Source organism: Methanoculleus chikugoensis (assembly GCF_019669965.1).
Classification (GTDB): Archaea; Halobacteriota; Methanomicrobia; order Methanomicrobiales; family Methanoculleaceae; genus Methanoculleus; species Methanoculleus chikugoensis.
This window is the reverse complement of sequence record NZ_AP019781.1, coordinates 143092-163419: the sequence shown is the minus strand read 5'-3', so window position 1 is coordinate 163419 and position 20328 is coordinate 143092. Positions and strand designations below refer to the sequence as shown.

The following is a 20328-nucleotide window of genomic DNA, read 5'->3' as shown; positions in this document are numbered from 1 at the left end:
CCACTACCGCCGCCGCACCAGGTAGCCGACCAGCCCTGCCGCAAGGGCCGCCGCCGGGAGAACGGGTCCTGCCGCGGTCGGCGTGGGGGTCGCCGTCGTCGTCGGCGGCGTGGTGGCGGCCGGGGTTGCCGTCGGAGTCGGGGTCACCGGCGCCGCCTCGACGACGGTGAAGGTGGTGCTTGCGGTGGCGTCGCCCTCGACCCACTCCACGGTCACGCTGTACTCCCCGGGCTCGAACCCGGTCGTGTCCACGTCGAACGACCATGTGTTCGCGGTATCGTTCCCCTCCTTTACGACGGCCGTTCCCGACGTCCCTCCCGCCCCGGAAGGCGCGGACTTGTTCGTCGGCGCAAAGCCGACCGGCGTCACCGTGATGAGCAGGCGGTTGCCGGGGGCGAGGTTCGTCGTCCCGCCGATGGTGACCGTCTCTCCGGCGGTGACCGTCCCGATCTCGTCGATGCCCGTCTGCTGTGCGGCGGCAGTGCCGCAGACCCATGCCGCAATCACGAGCGCGGCCGCGATTCCGGCAAATCTCCTGATATTCATGCCTTTTCTCACCTCATCTCTCCTTCCTGCACGGCAGGATAAGAAGTTATCCGGGCGCGGAGAAACCAGCCTGTTTTTCTCTCCTGCAGTGCAACACTCCTCTGTTATCCTTGCAGGTACGGATATGCTCGAAGACCAGCAATGGCAACCGGTGCCGGGGACCGCCGGTGCCGGGATCTACCCCTTCCTCCGGAAACCGGATGTCACCTGCTCGAACGCTTACCTCATCCGGACGCCCGGCGAGATCCTGCTCGTCGATACGGGTGCGGATCCTGCCCAGATGGAGCGAATCCTCGAACTGGTGGACGACCTCCTCCGGGAGGCGCCGCGTCCGGTCCTCCTCTTCCTCACCCACTGCCACATCGACCACTGCTTCCAGGCCGTCCGGAACCGGCGATTCCGGTCTCTCCCGGATCTCTCTGTCGCCGCAGAGGAGACGGGCGCCCGGGCGCTCGAGGCCGGCGACGCCGTCCGGACGGTTGCGGAACTGATGGGGAGGGAGATCGAGCCGCTCCCGGTCGCCCTCTCGCTTCTTGCCGCCCGCGACTGCGAGACCCTGGAGACGGACGGCGGCATCATTCTTCACCGCCAGCAGATCCTGCTCCGCTCCGGAGATACCCTTACGGTCTACCACACTCCCGGGCACACGCCCGACAGCATCTGCATCCGGCTCGGCGGCTGCCTCTTCATCGGCGACCTCCTCTTCTCCGCGAGCCCCGGGATCGCCGGGATTGCCGGCTGGGACCAGCCGGCGCTGCTCGAGACCGTAGGACGGGCCCGGTGGATCCTCGCCCACGAACCCGTGACCCTCTGCTGTCCGGGCCACGGCAGGAGTATCCCGGTTGAGGCGATGCCGGGGCTCCTCGACCGGCTCGAGACCGATGCCGCGAGACTCTCGGCCGTCGGCGCATTCGATCGCGCACGGCTTGCCGACTCCCTGGAGCACGCCGCCGACCTGCTCCAGGAGGCCAACCGGATCTTTTCGGCGATCGCGGGACGGCTCTACGCCCTCGCCTACCGCCTCGACGATCTCGGCGAAGCCGAGGAGGCCCGGCGCTACCTGGATCTCCTGGAGACCGACCGGATCGACGGGTTCCTGGCCGATTTCTCGCAGTTTGCCGACGATTTTCATGCCGGGGAGAAACTCGAGGTCCAGTTCGTCCTCAAGGCCGTCCAGGTTATCCAGCGGATCGAGGCGCATTTCGCGGGCGACCGGCTCAACCACATCGTCGACGCCTCGCTCCTTCGCCGCGCCGACCGTCTCCTCACCGATTTTATGAACACGGTCTTCGGCTACCGGGAGACCGGCTTCCTCTCCCCCGCCGACCTCTCAGTGGTGCTCCGCGAGTTCGTCGCCGCGGTCTCGACACCCCCGTTCTCGGACGAGGCGTTCGTCGAAGCGGCGGACAACCCGGTGGCATACCGGGCGGAACTCGCCTCCCGTCTTGCCTATCTCCCGCTCCTGGAGGACATCGATCTCGTTCTCGATGCTGAAGGCTCTTTCCCGCCGGTACTGGTCGACCGGGAACGGTTCTGTGACGAGGTTGCCGGCGTCCTCGAGGATATGGCGGCCGCCGGTGCCCGGGAGATCCGGCTCGCCCTCCGGCGGGAGAGGAATGCGGTCGGTCTCCTGATCCGGGGCTCCAGCCCCCTCTCCCCCCGGAGAATCCGGTTCTACCGGCGGAAGTTCGGGCTCTCGGGAGCATCGCTTGCGATATCCGGGGACGGTGCCGGCCTCTTCCTCATCCTCGCCCCCTCCTCCTGACCTTCCCGCTCCCGGGGCAAGATACTTACCTTCGACCCCCGTAGCAGGGAGAGATGGAGGGAGTTTTCTGGTAGAGATGCAGCACGTCCCCGGCGAGAACCGCGGCAGGGTGATGCTCTACGCCCTGAGCACCTGCGGCTGGTGTGCCCGGACGAAGGAACTTCTCACCGACCTCGGCGTCGGGTTCTCGTATGTCTACGTGGATCTGCTCGCAGGGGAGGAGCGCGACCGCGTGGTCCGGGAGGTCGAACGCTGGAACCCACGGCTCTCGTTTCCGACGGTCGTCATCGATGACGCAACAGTGATCGTGGGGTTCCGGGAGGAAGAGATCCGGGAGGCGGTCGGTGCCTGATGCGGTGAACGACGGGGAGGTGGATCGGCTCATGCGCGATCTCGAAGCCGAGGCGGAGGGCGGCGGATACCACCTGAATCCCGACCGGGAGTTCACCTGTGATCTCGTCAGGGGCCTGCTTGCCAACCGGGAGCGGTACGGCTACATCTCCTGCCCCTGCAGGCTTGCCTCGGGAGACCGGGAGGACGACCTCGACATCATCTGCCCCTGCGACTATCGGGACCCTGATCTCGCCGATTACGGGGCCTGCTACTGCGCGCTCTACGTCACCGCCGACGTGGAGACCGGGAAGCGTGCCGCCGCCCCCGTCCCGGAACGGCGGCCGCCCCCGGCGGAGCGCAACCGGCAGAAGGAGGAGCGCGCCGCGGCAGGCCGCGCACCGGGAACCCTGAACTACCCGGTCTGGCGATGCCGGGTCTGCGGCTACCTCTGCGCCCGGAACGAGCCGCCCGAGACCTGCCCCATCTGCCGGGTCTCCCGCGACCGGTTCGAGCGGTTTATGTGAGCCGGAAGCCGGGCGAGGCAGGCGTAGGCGAGGAACGCGGCGACGATCCCGTTCACCGGGGGGATGCCGGGGACGGCGAGCGCAGCGAGGGAGCCTGCGGCGTAGGCCGCGAGCCCCGGCAGGTTGAACCGGGGGAGGGCTGCCTCCTCGAGCGCGGGGTAGCGTCCCCGGTAGCGGACGAAGAAGTCGGCCATGATCACCCCGCCGAGCGGGGGGATGAAGACCCCCATCATGACCATGTAGGGGATCAGCCAGTCGTACATCCCGAGCAGGGCGAGGCCCGTCCCTGCAGCGGCGCCGGCGAAGGTGACCAGCCTTCGGCGTTCCGTCCTGAAGAAGTGGCACCCGGCGACCGAGAAGTTGTAGATGGTATTGTCCTGGGTCGTCCAGATGTTTAAGAAGAGCATCAGGACGCCGGCGGAGAGAAGGCCCTGAACCGCCAGCACCTCGACGATGTCGGAGAGGCCGTAGACGGCGGCACCGACGGCCCCTGCGGCGACCATCAGCCCGTTCCCGAAGAAGAAGGCGAGGAGCGTAGAGCCGACGGCGGTCCGGGCCGATCCGGCAAACCGCGTCCAGTTGGCGACCTGGGTCCCGCCGGCGACAAAGGTGCCGACGACGATGGTGAGGGCTTCGGCGACCGTGAGCGTGCCCGCCGACCCTGTCATGAGGAGGCCGTCGATGCCGTCGGCGCTCCTGAGGGCAACCGCACCGCTTATCGCGATGAGGAGGAGCATCGCCGGGACCGCGACCTTCGAGAGCGCTGCAAGCCCCCGGCAGCCGATGTACGCCGTCAGGCAGAACCCAAGGCCGAAGACGAAGATCAGGGGTATCTCCCACCCCGCACCGAGGTTCAGGAGGCGGACAAGGATGATCGCGATCGTCGCGGTCCCCCAGGCGTACCACCCGATCTGGGTGAGCCCGAGGAGGGCGTCGGACCATCGGCTGCCCGCATCGCCGAACGCAAACCGGGCAGAGAGGGCGGTGGAGAGGCCGCTCCTGTATCCGACGTAGCCGAGACCGGTGACGTAGGCCGCGAGGATAGTACTCCCGCAGAGTATGATCAGGGCAAGGTCCGGCCAGAACCGGAACGCAACCCCGATCTCCGCGCCGCCCCACATCGTGGCGGAGAAGAAGGTGAATCCGAGCAGCACCAGGCTGATCGGCCAGAACCCCTGTCGGACGCTGCCCGGGACGGCGGAGAGCGGGTAGTCCTCCGTTTCACTGCGATCCGGCGTCTCGCCGTCTCGATATCCCCCGGTTACTGCTGTTCTCGCGATGGTTGAGTATCTCTCCCGGCAGGGAAAATTCTTTCCGGATGTGTTTGCCGTTCAATCTCCGCGCGGCGGCGCGCCATGCGATGAAAACCGATCTTATGCAATCTTCCCTCTCCCTCCCGGTATCCTCACCCGGCCGGAGGCGGAGATGAGGCGCGTTATACCGAAAAAACCACACATAGCCGCCGGCCGATCCAGAGGAGTCATATATCGGACAGGGTGATTATCCTGTATGCCGAGGGTGCGGATCAACGACGGAGACCTCCCCACCGGAACCGGCGTGGAGGGAGGACGGAAGAAGAAGCCCGACGAGGCCCCGGCCCCCGACCGCCGGGAGCCCGAACGGGAGACTGCGAAGAAGGAGGAGAGCCGCGGGAAGTCCCGGCGGGGAGAGCCCCTCTTCGGGGACGCCGACGACGCCGATATCTTCTACACGAAGAAGAAGTAGTTCATCTCAGAACCCGGATGTCCCCGGATGAGGACACCACCACCTCCCGTTTTCCGCGATAGGTCTGAACGACCCCGTACAACGTTATGTTCTCGTTTTCGTGCAGTTCGAGCCCGGCGGCCACGTTCTCCGGCAGGAAGACCGCGGTGCCGTTGACGGTGAGGATCAGGTGTCCGCCGGTCGAAGTCTTCGCGATCCCTTCGATGCTTCCCTCGAGGAGAACCAGCGCCCCGTCCGGAACCTCCGGCGAGTACGGCTCCGCCACCAGCGGCCGGCCGACGGCGTCGAAGAGAAGGTGCGCCGCGAGCACGATCCCGACGACGCATACGAGGGTGATGAGTGCTGCTTTCTCCTGCCGTTCCAGCATAGTAATCCCTATCGACTCCCGGGCTAATAACTTCCGTCAGTTTGATATGTTAACAGCGTTAACTATCCTCTATGGATGATGTGAACCTCCCCCCTTCCTCCAGGAAGATCCTCCTCCTGCTCGAGGACGGGGGTGCCCTGACCCACAAGGAGCTCGTCCGCCTCAGCAGCCTTGCTCCCCGCACCGTCCGGTATGCTTTAAAACGACTCAAAGACAACGATATGATCGTGGAGAAGTTCAACTTCAGAGATGCACGGCAGATCCTCTACGAGTACAAGGATTCCCAGATGGTGTCTGCGCAATGACCGAGCCTTCCCCCTGCGACATCATGCGGTGCGACACCCTCGTCCGGAGACTGCTTCCGCAGATGCGTGCCGAGATGGTCTATCGCCTGGTGAACGAGCGGGGGATCAGCCAGAGCGAGGCCTCGAAGCGCCTCGGGATCAGCAGGGCCGCGATATCCCAGTACATGAGCCGGAAACGCGGATTCAACCGGGAAGTTCTCCCCGACAACCTTGAATCGGTCATCGAGCGGTGGGTCTCCGCCGTCGCCTCGGGCGAGGGGACGATTACCATCTGCGACGTCTGCCGCTCCGCCGAGTTTTCCGGCAACCGGTGACGTATCAGGCGCGCCTCCGCCGGTAGAGGTAGAGTCCCGTCAGCGCGATGAGGATGCATGCCGCCGCCGCTATTTTGATCCGATCCGGCTCCCGAGCGCCGTTCGCTCCGCTCCCGTCCGAAGCGTCCCAGTCGTCTTCAAAGACGGCGGCGTAGTACGCGGCGACATCGGGGTGCTCGACGATCACGCCTGCTTCCCGGTTGAACGCCGGTGAGTTGGCGTTCCAGTTGATGCTGCTGACGAGCACCGCCCGGTCGTCGACGATGACGCCCTTGTTGTGGATCTTGTCGAGATTGTTCGCTTCGAGGTCGGCGATCCGGGCCTCGAGCGGCAGCCCCTCGGCCGCGGCGATCCGGTTGATGATCCCGACCATCTCGTCGTTGTCCGCGTCGCCCTCGGTGTTGAACCAGGCGGAATCGAGGAGCACCCGCACCGCGACGCCCCGCCGGGAGGCGTCGATAGCGGCCGCGAGGTAGGGGTTGAACTCGCAGGCCGTCTCGTTCGTGATGTAGGCCTGCTCGATCGCGATGCTCTCCTCTGCGCCCTCGATCAGGTCGAGGATGAGGACGCTGGTGTCCGGGGAGAGGACCGGGGTCACCCGCGCCCCTTCCGCGCGGCAGGGGGCGAACTCGACCGTGTAGTCGGGCGCCCAGGGCGTGTAGAGTTCGGCTGCCGTGCCCTCAAGCGGGACGATGTCGCCGCCTGCCGAGTCGAATAAGAAGACCTCCCGGAAGTAGGCTGCGAGTGCCGGATCCTCGAGGAGGATGCCCCACCCGCGGTTGCCCTGCAGCCCCGCCGACGGGTAGCCGCCGGGCTTGAAGTTCTCGCTCCCGAGGAGAACGGTGCTTCCGTCGATGACGAGATACTTGGCGTGGTCGTAGCGGTACTTCGCGTGGGCGGCATCGGTCGTCGCCATCGAGAGAACCGGGATGCCGCTCCGGTTGAGGGCGCCGGCGACCGCGCGCCCCTCCGGCGAGACCCCGCCCACCGGCCCGCCCTCGAGGAGGATGGTCACGGCAGCCCCCCGTTTGCGGGCAGAGATGAGGTCTTCTGTCATCTTCTCGTCGGTGAACTCGTAGACGTTTACGAGGATCTCGCGCTCCGCCGCCGCGACGGCCGCCGAGAAGACCTCGTACGAGCAGTCCGGGGCGGCAAACGCGGTCACCGTAACGCCCTCGAACGATTGGGGCTTAAGGCGGGACTGGCCGATAAAGAGCGGGCGCGGGTCCCAGACGCCGTCATCGAGGTAGTGGACCTGGCCTTCCCGGGCGCAGACGTCGCCGGGCCAGGCAATCTGCTGGACGAGGGTTGTTTTGTGGTAGAAGAGGAGTTCGTCCGCCCGGTTCGCCATCAGGAGGTTTCCGTTCGGGATCACGTCCGGCACGGCCGGCGTCCGTTCCTCGATCTCAAAGTCGGGGAGGTAACCGTGCGACTGCTCGAACGCGGGCCCGCTCCTCGCGACCACCAGTCGCCCGTCGATCCGCGTTCCGGGCGGGAACCGGTAGCCGCCCTCGCCGTCCGAGAGGACGTAGCCGTCAAGGATCCCCGTCCCCTCGAGCACCAGGTACTCGTCGGGGTCGCCGGGCTGGTAGGGGTCCGGGCAGAACTCGACGATCTGAATACCGCCGGCCGTGCCGGCAAGGAGGCAGAGGAGCAGGACGGCGGCGGCGATCCGGCGCATACGTAAGATTATGTCATCTCCGGTTTAATAGCGAAACGATATGAATTCGCCCGCATCCCCGCTGGTCGTCAAGGTCGGAGGGAGCCTCTTCGACCGGGTCGTCCCGCTGCTCGACCTCTTCAGGGAGGCCGGCCGCCCGGTGCTGATCGTGCCCGGGGGCGGGAAGTTCGCCGACCTCGTCCGGCGGCTCGACGTCTCCGAGGACGCCGCCCACTGGATGGCGATCGCCGGCATGGAGCAGTTTGCATGGTACATCGCCTCGCACGGCATCCCGGCAACCTCCGCCCTCGCGCTTCCCGCGGAGGCGACGGTTCTCCTCCCCTACTGCGCTCTCCGTGAAGCCGATCCCCTCTCCCACTCCTGGGACGTCACCTCCGACACCATCGCCGCCTGGGTCGCTCGCGAACTCTCGGCCGACCTCCTCCTCCTGAAATCGGTCGACGGCATCCATCACCACCGCAAGCTCATCGCCCGCGTCGGGGATCCCGATCTCGTCTCCGACGAGGTCGATCCCGCGTTCATCCGGTTCGTCTTCGATCACGATCTCCGGGCCCGGGTGGTCAACGGCAGGCACGACGAGCGTGTCCGCAGTGCCCTCCGTGGCGAGCCGGTTGTCGGGACTCTCGTCGATCCGAGATTTTAACTGCTGCGGCAGCGATATGATAGGTTAACATTCGAGGAAGTAACGATGACAGCGAGAGACCGATGTACCTCCTGCAACGCCACACTGGCCGAAGAAGGCTCCACCTGGTTCCCATGCCCGGTGTGCGCGCACGAGATCAACCGGTGCTACCGGTGCAGGGAGCAGAGTATAGGGTATACGTGCCCGAAGTGCGGGTTCCAGGGGCCATAACCATGGGAAACGTAGCCATAATCGTGAAGATCATGCCCGAGTCGCCGGATGTCGACCGTGAAGCGCTCAAAGCGGCGATCAGGGCGGCCGTCCCGGTCGACGATATTCGGGAAGAGCCGATCGGCTTCGGCCTTGTGGCGTTGAAAGCCGCCGTCGTCGTCCCCGACAGTGCCGGGGCTCCCGATAAGGTCGAAGCAGCGCTCCAGAAGATAGAAGGCGTCGCAAGCGCCGAGATCGTCGAATCCACTCTTGTATGAGTGGGACTTCGATATCCACTTTTGTTAACGGGCCTCTTCGAGCCGTTCCATCACGTCGGCAGTGACCGTGCGGATCTTCTTGACCGACTCGCGGAATCCGACGACTTCGTCCTCTTCGAGGCTGAGCGGAACCGGAAAGACGCCGTCGCGATTGATGCGGGCGGGTACCCCGATGCAGACATCGCCGATCCCGTGGATCTCGCTCTTGATGTAACTCGAGACGGTGAGAATACGGTTCTCGTCCCTGAGGATCGTCCTTACAAGCGTCGCAATCGCTTCTCCCGGTCCGTAGACGGTGGCTCCCTTGTCCCTGATGATCGCCTCGCCGCTCGTTCTGACGGTCTCGATCATCTCCTGCGCGGGCAGTCCCGAGAAGGTGGGCAGGTTACGTATCCGGATGCCGCCGATCGTCGTCGCCGACCAGAGCGGAACCATGCTGTCGCCGTGCTCGCCGATGATACGGGTATGCACCTCGCTGACGTGGACGCGGAAGTATCGCGCAATCAGGGACTTCAGGCGCATCGAGTCGAGATGCGTTCCGAGGCCGAAGATCTGTCTCGGCTGGAGCCCCGAGTATTTCAGGGCGACGGCGGTCATGACGTCGACGGGATTTGTGACGAGAAAGAGGATGGCGTCGGGCGATATCCGGCCGATCGTCTCGGCAGTTCCGGCAACGATCTTTGCGTTCTCGAAGGCGAGGTCGTTCCTGTCCTGTCCCGGCCGGCGGGGCACCCCTGCGGTGCAGATGATGATGTCCGAGTCTTTCGCATCAAGAAGACTGGTGCTGTAGGAGAGGCGGACGTCGGTGCCGCGTGCGGCAAACGAGTCGGATAGGTCACGGCAGCAGCCCGCGAGGAAATCTTCGCGCCCGGGCCTCCCGACGAGCAGCATGTCGCTGACGTAGGGGATCTCGGATACGGTGTGGGCCGCAAATACGCCGACGTTCCCTGTAGCTCCAAGAATCGTTACTTTTGCCATGAAGATCGCCGTTGGGGACACGTCTTCGGTCGACCGTGCGCGCAAGCATTCACCGCAGCATCCCTCCTCCACCCCGCAACCCCATGGGCGCCGAACGTCCACGGTAAGTCTGCTCCCTTCCGGGCCTGAACCGGTACCCGCGGCAAAAGGTCGCCGCCCCCTCCGGGACTTTGATCCCTTTCCGCCGACCTCATGGGACGAGGCTTCTCCGTCGGGACGCAGAGGTTCCTGCAGGCCGCTGCGGCCTTCCTCAGACTTCGCCCCCCGCTGACGGCGGTTTCGGGTAACAAGTGACGCCGAGCCACCCGGGCTAGTCCCCGTATATACTGGAATCTATGGGATAAAAATAGCTCCGCCCACCCGGGCATGCCAGGCTCGGGTGATCTCCTCGACCTTGCGCCCGTCGTTCTTCTCGAAGAGGTCGAGGGCGGCAAGATCGATCCCGGCTGGGAGGACGGCCGAAAGCAGCCGCAGGTCGCCCTGGTAGACCTCGATCTCCTGCGCCCCGGCGGCGCTGGCGACCCTGACGGGATCCCGCGCGACCGGCCGGCGGCGGAGGTCGTCGTAGGACCGGTGCATCGCCACCTCCCCGAGACCGAGGAACTCCCGGTTCACCGCGATGTTGCAGGCGGTCCAGAAGGCCGCGGCAAACCAGGCGTCGTTTGCGATCACGCGGGGAACTCCCGCCCGGGCGGCGGCGATGCCGAGGGTTCCGGCGCCCGAGCAGGCGTCGACGAACGTCCGGGGGCGGTGCCGGTCGATCTCGCGTTCGAGCGAGAGGATCTTCTCGTCGCGCTCACGCGGGAACTCGACGTGCAGGGCTGACTGCTGTTTGTAAATGGCGATCGGCCCCGCACGGGTTGGGAAGATGTCGGCACGGACGTCGCATCCGGCAAGGAGGGTATGCCCGGCGGGCTCGGCATCGGTATCGCTGATCCCCGGTGTTCCGGCACCCGTCCTGACGACCCCCCGGACCTCGGGAACCTCGGCAACCAGGCGGGCGGCGGCACGCTTCCCGGCCGACCGCGAGAGGAGGACGAGGGATCCGGGCGGGAGGTAAGGAGCCGAGCGCATGGCAAACCCGGGATGGACGAGCGGCGTTCCGGCCGCGGCGAGGGGTTCGGTCCCGGTGAGATCCCCTTCGGCGGCCATCACCCGGTAGATGTGGGCGAAGACCTCGTCGATGAACCGCTTCCCGCAGGAGGGGCAGGGCTCGGCCGTATCGATATCGGGCGGGGGGCTCCTCTTGTCGTAGACGAGCCCCATGCAGTCGGGGCACGGGGCGAACCGCCCGGGAAGTTCCGCGAAGATCGATCGGGCGTCCGTGACGCAGTCGTGCCCGCAGACCGGACAATGCATATCGATGCGTTGGAGCCCGCGGTATATAGGCGTTTCACGCCGCCCGCGGCGTCGCGACCACGAGCCCTTCGCGGAGCCAGCCCCATGCGTCCCGGAGACGGCTCTCCGGGAAGTAACGCACGTCGACCCCGTTAAATCCGACAAAGAGCCCCGGCAGGCGGTTCATCCATTCCCGCCACCGCTCTCCGCCGACGACGGCGATCCGGTCGACCTCCTTCAACCCGGGCCACTGCTTGAAGGCTTCCCAGCCCTCCCCCGGTCTCCAGCTGCGGAACCCCTCGATCTTCAAAAGAAGCCTGACGTTCCGGTTTTCCTCCATTGCTCGTTCGAGCTCAGGGATCAGGATGGTGGCGTAATCGCTCTCGCTCAGCTTTCCGTCGAACCTGAACCCGAGAACACTTCCTGAACTTTCCTTCATCCGGTCAAGCATGGGTGCCCCTATAACCCTCTGAAGAAAAAAAGGTATGGCTGACCGGTGGTGATCGTCCGGCAGGCACGTATATACCCCTGCGGGGAGATAGACGGGAACGCCCTGCTCCGGCTGGGGGTCTCTCGAGTGGAACTGCTGCTCTTGATAGGGGTCGTCCTGGCGCTCAACGTCGTGTTTGCCGTCACGATCGTCTTCTTCGAGCGGAGAAACCCGACGGCGACGACGGCCTGGCTGGTCGTTCTCTTCCTGCTCCCTCCTGTCGGGTTCGCCCTCTACCTGTTCTTCGGGCAGAACTATACCCGGCAGAGGATGTTCGTCGTCAAGGAGCACGAAGACCGCTGTTTTCTCCAGGAGACTTTCGAGGAGCAGCATCGGGCGCTCGCCGGCAACCATCACCGGTTCGCCACCCCGGCGGCGGAAGAGTTCCGCGACGCAATCTTCCTCCTCCTCCGGAACAACCGGGCCTACCTGACCGAGGGGAACCGGGTCGACGTCTACACCCGGGGCGAGGATATCTTCGACGCGCTCTTTGCTGCGATCCGCATGGCACGCCATAACATCCACCTGGAGTACTTCGTCATCAATAACGATGAACTCGGGCGGGCGGTCGTCCGCGCCCTTACCGAGAAGGCCCGGGAGGGCGTCGAGGTCCGGCTCCTCTTCGATGCGATGGGCTCCCGGGCCGGGGGCGGATCGCGGAAGGCGTTCTCCGAACTGGAGGATGCGGGCGGGCAGATCGCTGTCTTCTTCCCCTCGGTCTACCGGATAAACTACCGCAACCACCGCAAAATCGCCGTCATCGACGGGGAGGTCGGGTTCATCGGCGGGTACAACATCGGAAACGAGTATCTCGGGAAGGGACCGCTCGGCCGCTGGCGCGATACCACCGTTCGGATCACGGGAGAAGCCGTCCGGATGCTCCAGCTCCGGTTCTTCCTCGACTGGCACTACGTGACCGGCGAGTACCCGGGCCTTGAGACCTGCTCCTTCACCGAGGAGGACGCTCCCGGCACAACCCCCATCCAGATCGTCTCCGGCGGCCCGGATACCCGGTGGAGCCCGATAAAGGAGGGGTACCTCAAACTGATCAACTCCGCCCGGGAGTCGATCTCCATCCAGACGCCCTACTTCATACCGGATGAGAGCGTCACCGACGCCCTGCGGCTCGCGGTGCTCTCCGGGGTCGACGTCCGGATCATGATCCCCTGCAAGCCCGACCACCCGTTCGTCTACTGGGCGACGCTCTCGTTCATCGGCGACCTGCTGGATGCGGGGGTGCGGGCCTACACTTACGACGACGGGTTCCTCCACGCAAAGACGATCGTCGTCGACGGTAAGGCGGGTTCGGTCGGGAGCGCGAACTGGGACGTCCGGAGTTTCCGGCTGAACTTCGAGGCGAACGCGTTCTTCTACGACGCGGCCGTCGGTGCCGAACTCGTGCGGGCGTTTGAGGAGGATCTCGCGGTCTCGACCGAGATCACGCCGGAGGATTACCGAACACGGTCTCGGGGGATCCGGGTGAAGGAGTCGATCTCCCGCCTCTTCTCGCCGCTCGGGTGAGGCCATATCACTATCACTTCATGATATTCTCACGCGAAGAACGACTTCCCCCTGGGGAAGGAGTTTGAGAAGCCGTAGACTTCGAGCCGCGAAGAACGCGAAATTCGGTCGATTATTGATGCCAGTCTCCTGCGCACCTTGACGGTGCTCGAACTCCGACCCAAAGGGCCGTCGTCTTTCGCGCCTTCGCGCTCTCGCACCTGCAGTGCTCATGCTCCGGATGCCCCATCCGTCGCACTTCGAAGACTTTCGGTCTTCTCATGCTCCTGCCATTTTGGCAGTCGCACTTCGCGTGAGGCATTCTCCACCGTACCCCGGTAACTCACACGAAGCCTGAAGCCTCTCGCGCTCCGGCGCCCTCAAAAAACCTCCGCGAAGTACCGGCCTTCTCACCGGTTCAGCCGGCCCGCAACAAACTTCCTGATCCGGGGGAGGTCCTGCTCCCAGCGGGCCTGGAGGATGGGGACGGTGTAGGGGAGGTGGTGCGGGAGGACCGCGGTCCCCATCACCGCCTTCTCGAAGAGCGGCCGCTCGCGCCCGATGACGGCGGTCTTTTTCGCCCGGATGGCGTCCAGGAACTCTTCGACGGTATCGGCCTCGGCGCAGGTGACGACCCCCCCGAGCTCGTAGAGGAGGTGGCCGTCGGTTCCGCCGGTCCGCCCGAGACCGTGGGCGACGGCGAGCCCGGCCGCCTTCAGGTTATGGCTCCGGGCCATCCCGCCGCAGATCACTTCGAGCCCGTCCAGGCGGGAGAAGATCTCTTCGCCGATGCACCTGCTGGCGACGCAGCGCTGGACGCCCCGGTTCAGGAAGGCGTAGCCGCAGGGATGCGCCTCGGCGGCGATGCAGGCGTAGCCTTCCCGGCGGTCGAGGATCTCGGAGGTATCGAGATGTATCGCGGTGTACGGGCCGTTTCTCCGGTTCTTCTCAACGTGGCACCGGTAGAAGTCCAGGAGGTCGGATACCGAGTAGAAGTAGAGCAGGATGTGCGGGCCGTCGTTGGCGCTGACCTCGATTCCGGGGATGAGGGGGACCCGGATCCCCTGCCGCTCCGCCTCGGCCACGCCGCTGACCTGGTTGTGGTCGGTGATCGCAAGCCCGATCCCCCGCCGTGCCGCGAGTTTCAATGCATCGCGCACGCGGGTGGGGGAGTCGGAGTGCCGGGTATGGAAGTGAAGGTCCGCCGGGAGCAGCCCGAGACGCCGGATCTCTTCAGGCAGGGGTTTCAGGAAAACGATGTCTTTATAGTACAGCATGGGATGTCTGTCTGATCACCGGTAGGTCGCCCGGGATGAAAAAGGGTTGCCCGTTCTCCGGAAACAGGCGTGATCGGCACCTATATCCTCTCCGGAACAACCGGTATCGGCTCCCGCAGCCAGCCGATAGCGGTGTCCAGGTGGCCTTCGGTGAAATAACGCACGTCGATACCCGTAAAGCCCGTGAAGAGACCCGGCAGGTAGTTCATCCACTCTTCCCACTTTTCCCCGCCGACGATCGCGATCCGGTCGACCTTCTCCATCCCCGGCCGGTCCTTGAGCCTCTCCCAGTAGCCGTGCGGTTTCCAGCCGTGGAAGTTCACGATATGAAAGAGTATCCGGAGAACCGGGTGGCTCCTCTCCGCCGCCTCAAGCGCCGGGATCAGCGTCCCGGTGTAATCGTTTGCCGCCATCTCGCCGTCGAACCGGAATCCGACGACGTTTCCCGCACCGGTTGCCATCCCCTCGAGCATGGCGCCCCCTCTCCGGGGCGGATTAAAAAAAGGTTCCGGCCGTCATTCGGCCGGGGGCTCTTTCGGGATCACGAGCCTTTCGGCGATCTCCTCTTTTGAGAACCGGGAGAGGTAACGGTTCCCGGCAAGCGCGACGATGACCGACCCGATGAGGACGAAGATCATATCGAGCATGGTGTCGTCGAGCCCGTGCTGGAGGTTTGTTCCGAGGAAGGTGTCGAAGGTCCACTCGTAGATCTCCCAGAACCCCTCCATCGCCATCGCTGTGATGATGATGAACCCGACGATCATCCACCGGGTGAGGTTGAGCCTGCTGAACCGGTCGAGCAGCAGGACGATGGCGAAGGCGAGCACCGAGACGGTTATCCCGGCGATGAGGTGGGCGATCTTGTCGTAGTAGGGGTAGTAGAGCAGGTAGTATCCCTGGATCTCGCCGGCGACATGGAGGTAGAGCAAGAAGGCGATGAGAAGATTGACCTGCCAGGGGAGCGTGATGCTCCACCTGCGGGTGGCGATGGCGGGAACCAGAGTCAGGAAAAGCCCGATGACGCCGGTGAAGACCTGCGAGTATTCGCCGAGCGAGAGCGCGATGAGGATGTTTGCGGCGATGAGGAACTGGAAGAGGTAGGCGAGGTAGAGGCCGGCTGGTCTCTTCATGGAATTGTATAGGACGGCGATTCGTATACATCTTCTGCCGCATCATCACGTTTCGACCCGGATATCGATGCCCGCGAGTTTTTCGTAGATCCGGCGCTTCCGCACCTCGCGCCGGTAGTCGTAGACGAAGTATTCGTAGGTATCCCAGATCGTCACCCAGTTTAAGATGGTGACGAGGCCGGTGAGCAGAACCACGGCGGGGTCGTCGAGACGCCCGACGAAGACCAGGAGGAACAGGATCGCGATGCAAGCGTTGATGCCGGCGAGGATGACGCTGATCTTCCCTTCCCGCCGGGAGACCCTTCTGTCGTCGTCGAGGTCGGCTATGCGGAACGAGAAGTGCCGCCGTATCGTCTCCGGAAGGAGCGCGGCCTCCCCCGGGGAGAGCGACGCCCGCGGAAGGCCGACGGTGATGGCGGCGACCTTCTTGAGGTTGCACCCGTCGAGATAACCGGCGATGTACTCCTCACCAAACTCCGTGAGCTCCCGGGCGGGGAGGGGGGACGGGTCGTTCGGGTTAAGGAGTTGATCCGCCGATTTGAACCGGAACTCAATCTCTACCGCTCCGTCCCGCTCGGTTCTGGTAACCCTGACTTCCCGCATCTTCCACCCCGAGTACCACGATTACCCCCTCTGCATCCGCCTGGCCCCTGACCTCAAGTGGATCAGGCCTGCACTCCGGATATCCTGGGAATTGTGGCGGTTATCGTTCCGAACCGAGGTGCACTCCAACGATGACCGGGCCGCAAACGTCCAAAAAGTGAGGCGTTGCCGCCTTCCCGCTTATGGGGAGGGCGGCGGGACTTCCGCCCTTGCCGGCATGCCGGTGCCGAAGGCGTCGCGGAGGTTTGCCTCCTCCTTCTCCGAGAGCGACGTCCGGATGACGCGTCCGCCATACTCCTTGATGGCGTCGACCACCTTGTCCGGCGTCATCTTCTTGACGAGCACGAAGACCGCGGAGTTGCCCGGCCCGACGCTCTCGGCGACCTCTTTGATGAACCTGTCGTCGATGCCGTAGTCGGAGAAGCGTCCGGCGAGTGCGCCGGCGATCGCGCCTATGGCAAGCCCGAAGATCGGGGCGAAGAAGATCAGACCGATGAGCAGCCCCCAGAAAGCCCCCGAGAGTGCTCCCATACCGGCAAGGTTCGTAGCCTGCTTGATCTCGGTCTTGCCGTCCTGGTGGTGGACGACAACCACCAGGTCCTCCAGTTCGATGATGTGCTCCTTTGTCAGGTTGACAAGCCGGTCTCTGACACGGAACGCGGTTTCCTCGCCGTCGTAGGCGATGGCTATCAGGTCACTCATACCATCCTCCCCTGCATGAGGTACAGCCGGAATATGGTGGAATGTATATAAGGCCTGCGGTACCCGGCCCCTACTCCTGCCGCTCTCCGCTGCCCATCATCTCCCCGATCCACCGGGTCTCTTTCCAGCTCTCGAGGAAGAGTTTCACCGCGATCGTCAGCGGTATGGCGAGGAATATCCCGACCGCACCGAGGATGAATCCCCAGAAGACGACGGAGAAGAGGACGACGAACGGCGAGAGGTTGAGATCCCGCCCGGCCATCCGGGGGAGGAAGAGGTTCTCTGCGGCGGCGTCGATGAGGGCGACGGCGGCGATGACGGCAACGGCACCCGCCGGCCCGAACTCGATGAGCGCGAGGAGGGTGGGCGGGATCGCGGCCACGACGAGGCCGATGTAGGGGACGTAACTCAGGACGAAGGCGATGAACCCCCAGAGCACCGCGAAGTCGACCCCGAGGACGGCGAGGAAGAGCCCGGTTCCGGCGCCGGTGATCAGGTTCACCTTTGTCCTGACCACCACGTAGTCGATGAGGATCTTACCCGACTGCGACAGGTGCCGGTAGGGGGCGCTCTCCGCTCCCAGGTAGCGCGCGAGAACGGCCGCAAGGCGGGGCCCTTCCAGGAGAAGGAATCCGATCCCGACGAAGACGAGGAAGGCGTCGACGGCGATGCTCCCGATCTCGCGGGCAATCCCGGTCGCCTGCTGGAGGACGAACCCCTGGTCGATGTAGTCCCATATCGTGAACCTGCCGATATCGATGCCATAGTCGGCGAGGACGGCTGCCCGGGCCTCCAGACTCGCCTGGTACTGCGGAAGGGTTCGGATGAACCCGGTAAAGGCCGCACCGAGGAAGGCGATCATTCCGGCGAAGATCCCGATGAGCCCCACGACCACCGTTGCGGCGGCGAGGAGCGGGGGCACTCCCCGCCGGGTCAGCCACACCATGGCGGGGGCGGTGATCATGGCGAAGAAGACGGCGACGAGGAGCGGGCCGAGGATGGGGGTCGCCTCCCGTATCCCCGCGAGCACGATGACGACCGCGGCCCCGACGATCGCGATACGGGCGGGCGGAGGGAGGTTCCCGGCTATGTTCACAGGAACGGTATGGGTGTTCCAGAGGGAAGAGTTTTCCGGGCGGGTTCTCACGCTCCGGCCTCCGCCGCCCGGATCGCCTCCATGAGCGACTCCCAGACGACCGGTGTTGCGAAGAATATATTGTCGCGGCCGATCTCCGCCGCCGCTCCGGTCTCTACAAGCCCTGCAAGGAACCGTGGATCGACCTCGGCGAGGATGAGCCGGTTCCCCCCGGCCGTGACTCGCCGGGCGTAGCGCTCCAGCATCCGGAAAAGCCCGGTTCCGGCCTCGACCCTTCCCCGGAGAGCGAGGATCACGACGGCGCCCTCTGCTCCCTCGGGGGACGGGAGCGACCGCTCGATCGCCCTGAGGGTTGCGAAGTAGACGCTCCCGGAGATCGAGAGCACGGTGAGGGTGTCGTCCACAAGCCGTCCGGGCGCCGGTTCTTCCCGGAACATGCCTCCTCCGACCGGGACGAGGCGGACGACGGAGGCCTCCCGGGTGGAGGTGACGAGGTAGATCGCAAGCGAGAGGAGGACGCCGACGTAGATGCTGTACTGGAGCGGGAGAACCTGGGTGGAGATGAAAGTGGCGAGCATCGCCCAGCGCCCGGGACGGGAATACTTCCAGATGCAGACGATCTCGTGGGGCTGGTAGATGAGCTCTATCCCGATGAGGATCAGGATGCCGGCGAGGGCCGGGAGCGGGATCTGTTCGGCAAGCGGTCCCGCGAGGACGACGACCACCCCGACGAGGGCGCCCGAGATGAGGTTTGCCGCCCGCGTCTCTGCCCCTGCGGCGACGTTGAGCGCCGTCGCCGAGAGCGACCCGCTTGCCGGTGCGCACTGGAGGAAGCTCGCGAGGATGTTCGTCACCCCCTGCCCGGTGAAGTCCCGGTTCACGTCGGCGATGGTGCCGTCGGGCTCGGGGATCGCCTCGGTGACCCCGACGGCCATCACGAGCCCGATGATGGCGAGGGCGAGCGCCGGGACGAGGAGGCCGGGAATGAGGGCGAGATCGGGGATGACCGGGGCCGGGAGCCCGGCAGGGATGGTGCTGATGTCGCCGACGAGCGCGACGCCCGGGAATACGGCCGGAACGAGGAGGGTTGCGATGACGATCGGGAGGAGGAGGGCGACGGAACGGAGGTGCGGTACCCGCCGGAAGCCGAGGACGAGGGCGATGGTGAGGAGCCCGACGGCGAGTGCCTCGGGCTGGATATCGCCTGCGTGGCGGATGAGGTCGAGCATGGCGAGGATCTGGATTGCGTCCCTTGGGAGTTCGTAGCCGGTGAGGTTGCCGAGCTGGCCGAGGACGATAAGGAGCGCCGCTCCCGTGACGAATCCGGTGAGAACGGCGTTGGAGATGAACCGGGTCAGGCTGCCTGCCCGGAGAAGCCCGAACCCGAGCTGGAAGGCCCCGACGAGGATGGTCAGCACAAAGAGGGTGGCCGGGACGTCGGTCTCGGGGACCGGGGCGAGGACCGAGAAGATCGAGACCGCGAGGACGTTTGAGAGCATCACCTTGAGGTAGGTGGAGCCGGTGAGGAGCGACCCGATCGCCGTCGAGAACGCGGCGGTGTAGAGGCCGTAGATCGGGCTGATCCCGGCGACGAGGGCGAACCCCATCGCCTGCGGGATGCCGACGAGGGCGGTGGTCGTCCCGGCGATGATGTCGGCGCGGAGGCTCTTCCCCCAGTCCTTCTCACCCGCGGGCATACTTAAGGAGGGAACGAACCGCGGGATATAGGTTGTCCTGCCGGCCAACTATCCGGGATATCCGGATAGTTGATGGAGGGGCGGGTGAACGTCCCGGGGCTCGTGGTCTAGCTGGTTATGGCGTCGCCTTGGTAAGGTGGGGATAGGCGAGCCGGACTGCTGGACCAGGAGCCCGGCAAGATCGGCCCGGAACGGCTATTGGGCCCTGGACGTGGCTATCCTGGTGTGCGAGCGCAGTGGTCTAGTTGGTTATGACGTCGCCTAACAAGGCGGAGTTATACCACTAGACCATGGGCAGCCCTTTTCATCCGGCCGCGGCAGGTGAGTGACATTCCCTCACCGTTTTACCGCCGGTCATAACCGCCGGCCCGGAGCGAAGGCACTATCTGCACGGGAGACCGATCTCTACTCCAGGAGATCGATGGCATGAACGAGAGAGAGCCCGGCCGCCGCGGGCGGGGGCGCCCCCGGGTCCGCCGGAGGATCGGAAACCAGGAGGCGTTCCGGTGTTTCGGCCCGCTCTGCGGGGGGCCCGAAGAGTTCGTCGTCGTCCTCCCCGAGGAGGTGGAGGCGCTGCGGCTCGTCGACCTCCAGGGGCTTGAGCAGGAAGAGGCCGCCGCCGCTCTCGGCGTCTCCCGAAAGACCCTCTGGCGCGACCTCCACGAGGCGCGGGCGAAGGTCGCCGATGCCCTGGTGCACGGGAAGACGATCCGGATCGTCGGGTGCGACCGCGAGCGGGAGGAGGGGTGCCCGGAGGACGAGGACGCCCACGCCGGCCCCTCATCCAGATGATCTGTAAGGGCATTCACTTTACACAATTTTCAAAGAATGGGAGTTGACCCGGAGG

Annotated in this window: 25 protein-coding genes and 1 other RNA gene; 11 read left to right on the top strand and 15 right to left on the bottom strand. The window is 65.2% G+C overall.

What is annotated here, in order from left to right; all coding sequences use genetic code 11:
- Nucleotides 1-3: 3 nt before the first annotated feature.
- Nucleotides 4-546, bottom strand: coding sequence for a hypothetical protein (locus tag MchiMG62_RS00860; protein WP_221057479.1), 543 nt, complete (start codon nt 544-546; stop codon nt 4-6).
- Between the two features lie 124 nt (nt 547-670).
- On the opposite strand from MchiMG62_RS00860, the gene MchiMG62_RS00855 reads away from it, so the two are divergent.
- From MchiMG62_RS00855 to MchiMG62_RS00845, 3 genes are all read left to right on the top strand, one after another.
- Entirely contained in the window at nt 671-2311 is a 1641-nt protein-coding gene (locus tag MchiMG62_RS00855) for an MBL fold metallo-hydrolase (protein WP_221057478.1), read from the top strand.
- Between the two features lie 76 nt (nt 2312-2387).
- Nucleotides 2388-2663 carry a glutaredoxin family protein gene (locus MchiMG62_RS00850; protein WP_221057477.1) on the top strand — a complete coding sequence of 92 codons (276 nt, stop codon included), beginning with the start codon at nt 2388-2390 and terminating at the stop codon, nt 2661-2663.
- Nucleotides 2656-3168 (top strand): ferredoxin-thioredoxin reductase catalytic domain-containing protein, encoded by a 513-nt coding sequence (locus tag MchiMG62_RS00845; RefSeq protein ID WP_342367221.1) that lies wholly within the window; start codon nt 2656-2658, stop codon nt 3166-3168. The genes MchiMG62_RS00850 and MchiMG62_RS00845 overlap by 8 nt, the downstream gene beginning before the upstream one ends.
- On the opposite strand, the gene codB is transcribed toward MchiMG62_RS00845, so the two are convergent.
- The gene (gene codB / locus MchiMG62_RS00840; protein ID WP_221058565.1) at nt 3087-4448 is read right to left on the bottom strand and encodes a cytosine permease; all 1362 of its coding nucleotides are present in this window, start codon (nt 4446-4448) and stop codon (nt 3087-3089) included. The two genes, MchiMG62_RS00845 and codB, sit on opposite strands and share 82 nt — an antisense overlap.
- A 229-nt stretch (nt 4449-4677) precedes the next feature.
- Here codB and MchiMG62_RS00835 point away from each other — a divergent pair, with 229 nt between their 5' ends.
- Nucleotides 4678-4893, top strand: coding sequence for a hypothetical protein (locus MchiMG62_RS00835; protein ID WP_221057476.1), 216 nt, complete (start codon nt 4678-4680; stop codon nt 4891-4893).
- Nucleotide 4894: 1 nt separating this feature from the next.
- Here the strand turns inward: MchiMG62_RS00835 and MchiMG62_RS00830 are convergent, their stop codons facing one another.
- On the bottom strand, nt 4895-5260 hold the full coding sequence (locus MchiMG62_RS00830; protein ID WP_221057475.1) for a hypothetical protein: 366 nt from the start codon (nt 5258-5260) through the stop codon (nt 4895-4897).
- Nucleotides 5261-5331: 71 nt separating this feature from the next.
- Between MchiMG62_RS00830 and MchiMG62_RS00825 the strand changes: the two genes are divergently transcribed.
- Nucleotides 5332-5565 (top strand): winged helix-turn-helix domain-containing protein, encoded by a 234-nt coding sequence (locus MchiMG62_RS00825; RefSeq protein WP_048112957.1) that lies wholly within the window; start codon nt 5332-5334, stop codon nt 5563-5565.
- The gene (locus tag MchiMG62_RS00820) at nt 5562-5879 is read left to right on the top strand and encodes a transcriptional regulator (RefSeq protein ID WP_221057474.1); all 318 of its coding nucleotides are present in this window, start codon (nt 5562-5564) and stop codon (nt 5877-5879) included. Before MchiMG62_RS00825 ends, MchiMG62_RS00820 begins: the two co-directional genes overlap by 4 nt.
- A gap of 4 nt (nt 5880-5883) precedes the next feature.
- On the opposite strand, the gene MchiMG62_RS00815 is transcribed toward MchiMG62_RS00820, so the two are convergent.
- On the bottom strand, nt 5884-7560 hold the full coding sequence (locus tag MchiMG62_RS00815) for a phospholipase D-like domain-containing protein (RefSeq protein WP_221057473.1): 1677 nt from the start codon (nt 7558-7560) through the stop codon (nt 5884-5886).
- A 40-nt stretch (nt 7561-7600) separates the two neighbouring features.
- Here MchiMG62_RS00815 and MchiMG62_RS00810 point away from each other — a divergent pair, with 40 nt between their 5' ends.
- The 3 genes from MchiMG62_RS00810 to MchiMG62_RS00800 are packed head-to-tail and all read left to right on the top strand — an operon-like array spanning nt 7601 to nt 8670.
- Nucleotides 7601-8203 (top strand): amino acid kinase family protein, encoded by a 603-nt coding sequence (locus MchiMG62_RS00810; protein WP_221057472.1) that lies wholly within the window; start codon nt 7601-7603, stop codon nt 8201-8203.
- A gap of 45 nt (nt 8204-8248) precedes the next feature.
- Nucleotides 8249-8413, top strand: a complete 165-nt coding sequence (locus MchiMG62_RS00805; RefSeq protein ID WP_074369191.1) for a zinc finger domain-containing protein — start codon at nt 8249-8251, stop codon at nt 8411-8413.
- Between the two features lie 2 nt (nt 8414-8415).
- Nucleotides 8416-8670 carry an elongation factor 1-beta gene (locus tag MchiMG62_RS00800; protein WP_221057471.1) on the top strand — a complete coding sequence of 85 codons (255 nt, stop codon included), beginning with the start codon at nt 8416-8418 and terminating at the stop codon, nt 8668-8670.
- A 24-nt stretch (nt 8671-8694) separates the two neighbouring features.
- On the opposite strand, the gene MchiMG62_RS00795 is transcribed toward MchiMG62_RS00800, so the two are convergent.
- The 4 genes from MchiMG62_RS00795 to MchiMG62_RS00780 all read right to left on the bottom strand — a co-directional run bounded on the left by MchiMG62_RS00795 (nt 8695) and on the right by MchiMG62_RS00780 (nt 11437).
- Complete coding sequence (locus MchiMG62_RS00795) at nt 8695-9648, bottom strand: malate dehydrogenase (protein WP_221057470.1); 954 nt, start codon at nt 9646-9648, stop codon at nt 8695-8697.
- Nucleotides 9649-9659: 11 nt separating this feature from the next.
- An RNA gene (gene ffs, locus MchiMG62_RS00790) (signal recognition particle sRNA) lies at nt 9660-9969 on the bottom strand.
- A 12-nt stretch (nt 9970-9981) separates the two neighbouring features.
- Nucleotides 9982-11007, bottom strand: a complete 1026-nt coding sequence (locus MchiMG62_RS00785; protein WP_221057469.1) for a hypothetical protein — start codon at nt 11005-11007, stop codon at nt 9982-9984.
- A gap of 34 nt (nt 11008-11041) precedes the next feature.
- Entirely contained in the window at nt 11042-11437 is a 396-nt protein-coding gene (locus tag MchiMG62_RS00780) for a SpoIIAA family protein (protein ID WP_221057468.1), read from the bottom strand.
- 45 nt (nt 11438-11482) lie between these two features.
- Between MchiMG62_RS00780 and cls the strand changes: the two genes are divergently transcribed.
- Entirely contained in the window at nt 11483-12997 is a 1515-nt protein-coding gene (cls, locus tag MchiMG62_RS00775) for a cardiolipin synthase (RefSeq protein ID WP_244987745.1), read from the top strand.
- Nucleotides 12998-13386: 389 nt separating this feature from the next.
- Here the strand turns inward: cls and MchiMG62_RS00770 are convergent, their stop codons facing one another.
- From MchiMG62_RS00770 to MchiMG62_RS00740, 7 genes are all read right to left on the bottom strand, one after another.
- The gene (locus MchiMG62_RS00770; RefSeq protein ID WP_221057467.1) at nt 13387-14253 is read right to left on the bottom strand and encodes a PHP-associated domain-containing protein; all 867 of its coding nucleotides are present in this window, start codon (nt 14251-14253) and stop codon (nt 13387-13389) included.
- An 80-nt stretch (nt 14254-14333) separates the two neighbouring features.
- Nucleotides 14334-14726, bottom strand: coding sequence for a SpoIIAA family protein (locus MchiMG62_RS00765; RefSeq protein WP_221057466.1), 393 nt, complete (start codon nt 14724-14726; stop codon nt 14334-14336).
- Between the two features lie 42 nt (nt 14727-14768).
- Entirely contained in the window at nt 14769-15383 is a 615-nt protein-coding gene (locus MchiMG62_RS00760) for a DUF2238 domain-containing protein (RefSeq protein ID WP_221057465.1), read from the bottom strand.
- Nucleotides 15384-15428: 45 nt separating this feature from the next.
- Nucleotides 15429-15986 (bottom strand): hypothetical protein, encoded by a 558-nt coding sequence (locus MchiMG62_RS00755; RefSeq protein ID WP_221057464.1) that lies wholly within the window; start codon nt 15984-15986, stop codon nt 15429-15431.
- Nucleotides 15987-16166: 180 nt separating this feature from the next.
- The gene (locus MchiMG62_RS00750) at nt 16167-16688 is read right to left on the bottom strand and encodes a DUF1269 domain-containing protein (protein ID WP_221057463.1); all 522 of its coding nucleotides are present in this window, start codon (nt 16686-16688) and stop codon (nt 16167-16169) included.
- A 70-nt stretch (nt 16689-16758) separates the two neighbouring features.
- Nucleotides 16759-17784 (bottom strand): AI-2E family transporter, encoded by a 1026-nt coding sequence (locus tag MchiMG62_RS00745; protein ID WP_221057462.1) that lies wholly within the window; start codon nt 17782-17784, stop codon nt 16759-16761.
- 47 nt (nt 17785-17831) lie between these two features.
- Nucleotides 17832-19481 (bottom strand): SulP family inorganic anion transporter, encoded by a 1650-nt coding sequence (locus MchiMG62_RS00740; RefSeq protein ID WP_221057461.1) that lies wholly within the window; start codon nt 19479-19481, stop codon nt 17832-17834.
- A gap of 426 nt (nt 19482-19907) precedes the next feature.
- On the opposite strand from MchiMG62_RS00740, the gene MchiMG62_RS00735 reads away from it, so the two are divergent.
- A complete protein-coding gene (locus tag MchiMG62_RS00735; protein ID WP_221057460.1) occupies nt 19908-20273 on the top strand; it encodes a DUF134 domain-containing protein in 366 nt (121 codons plus the stop codon).
- Nucleotides 20274-20328 lie beyond the last annotated feature (55 nt).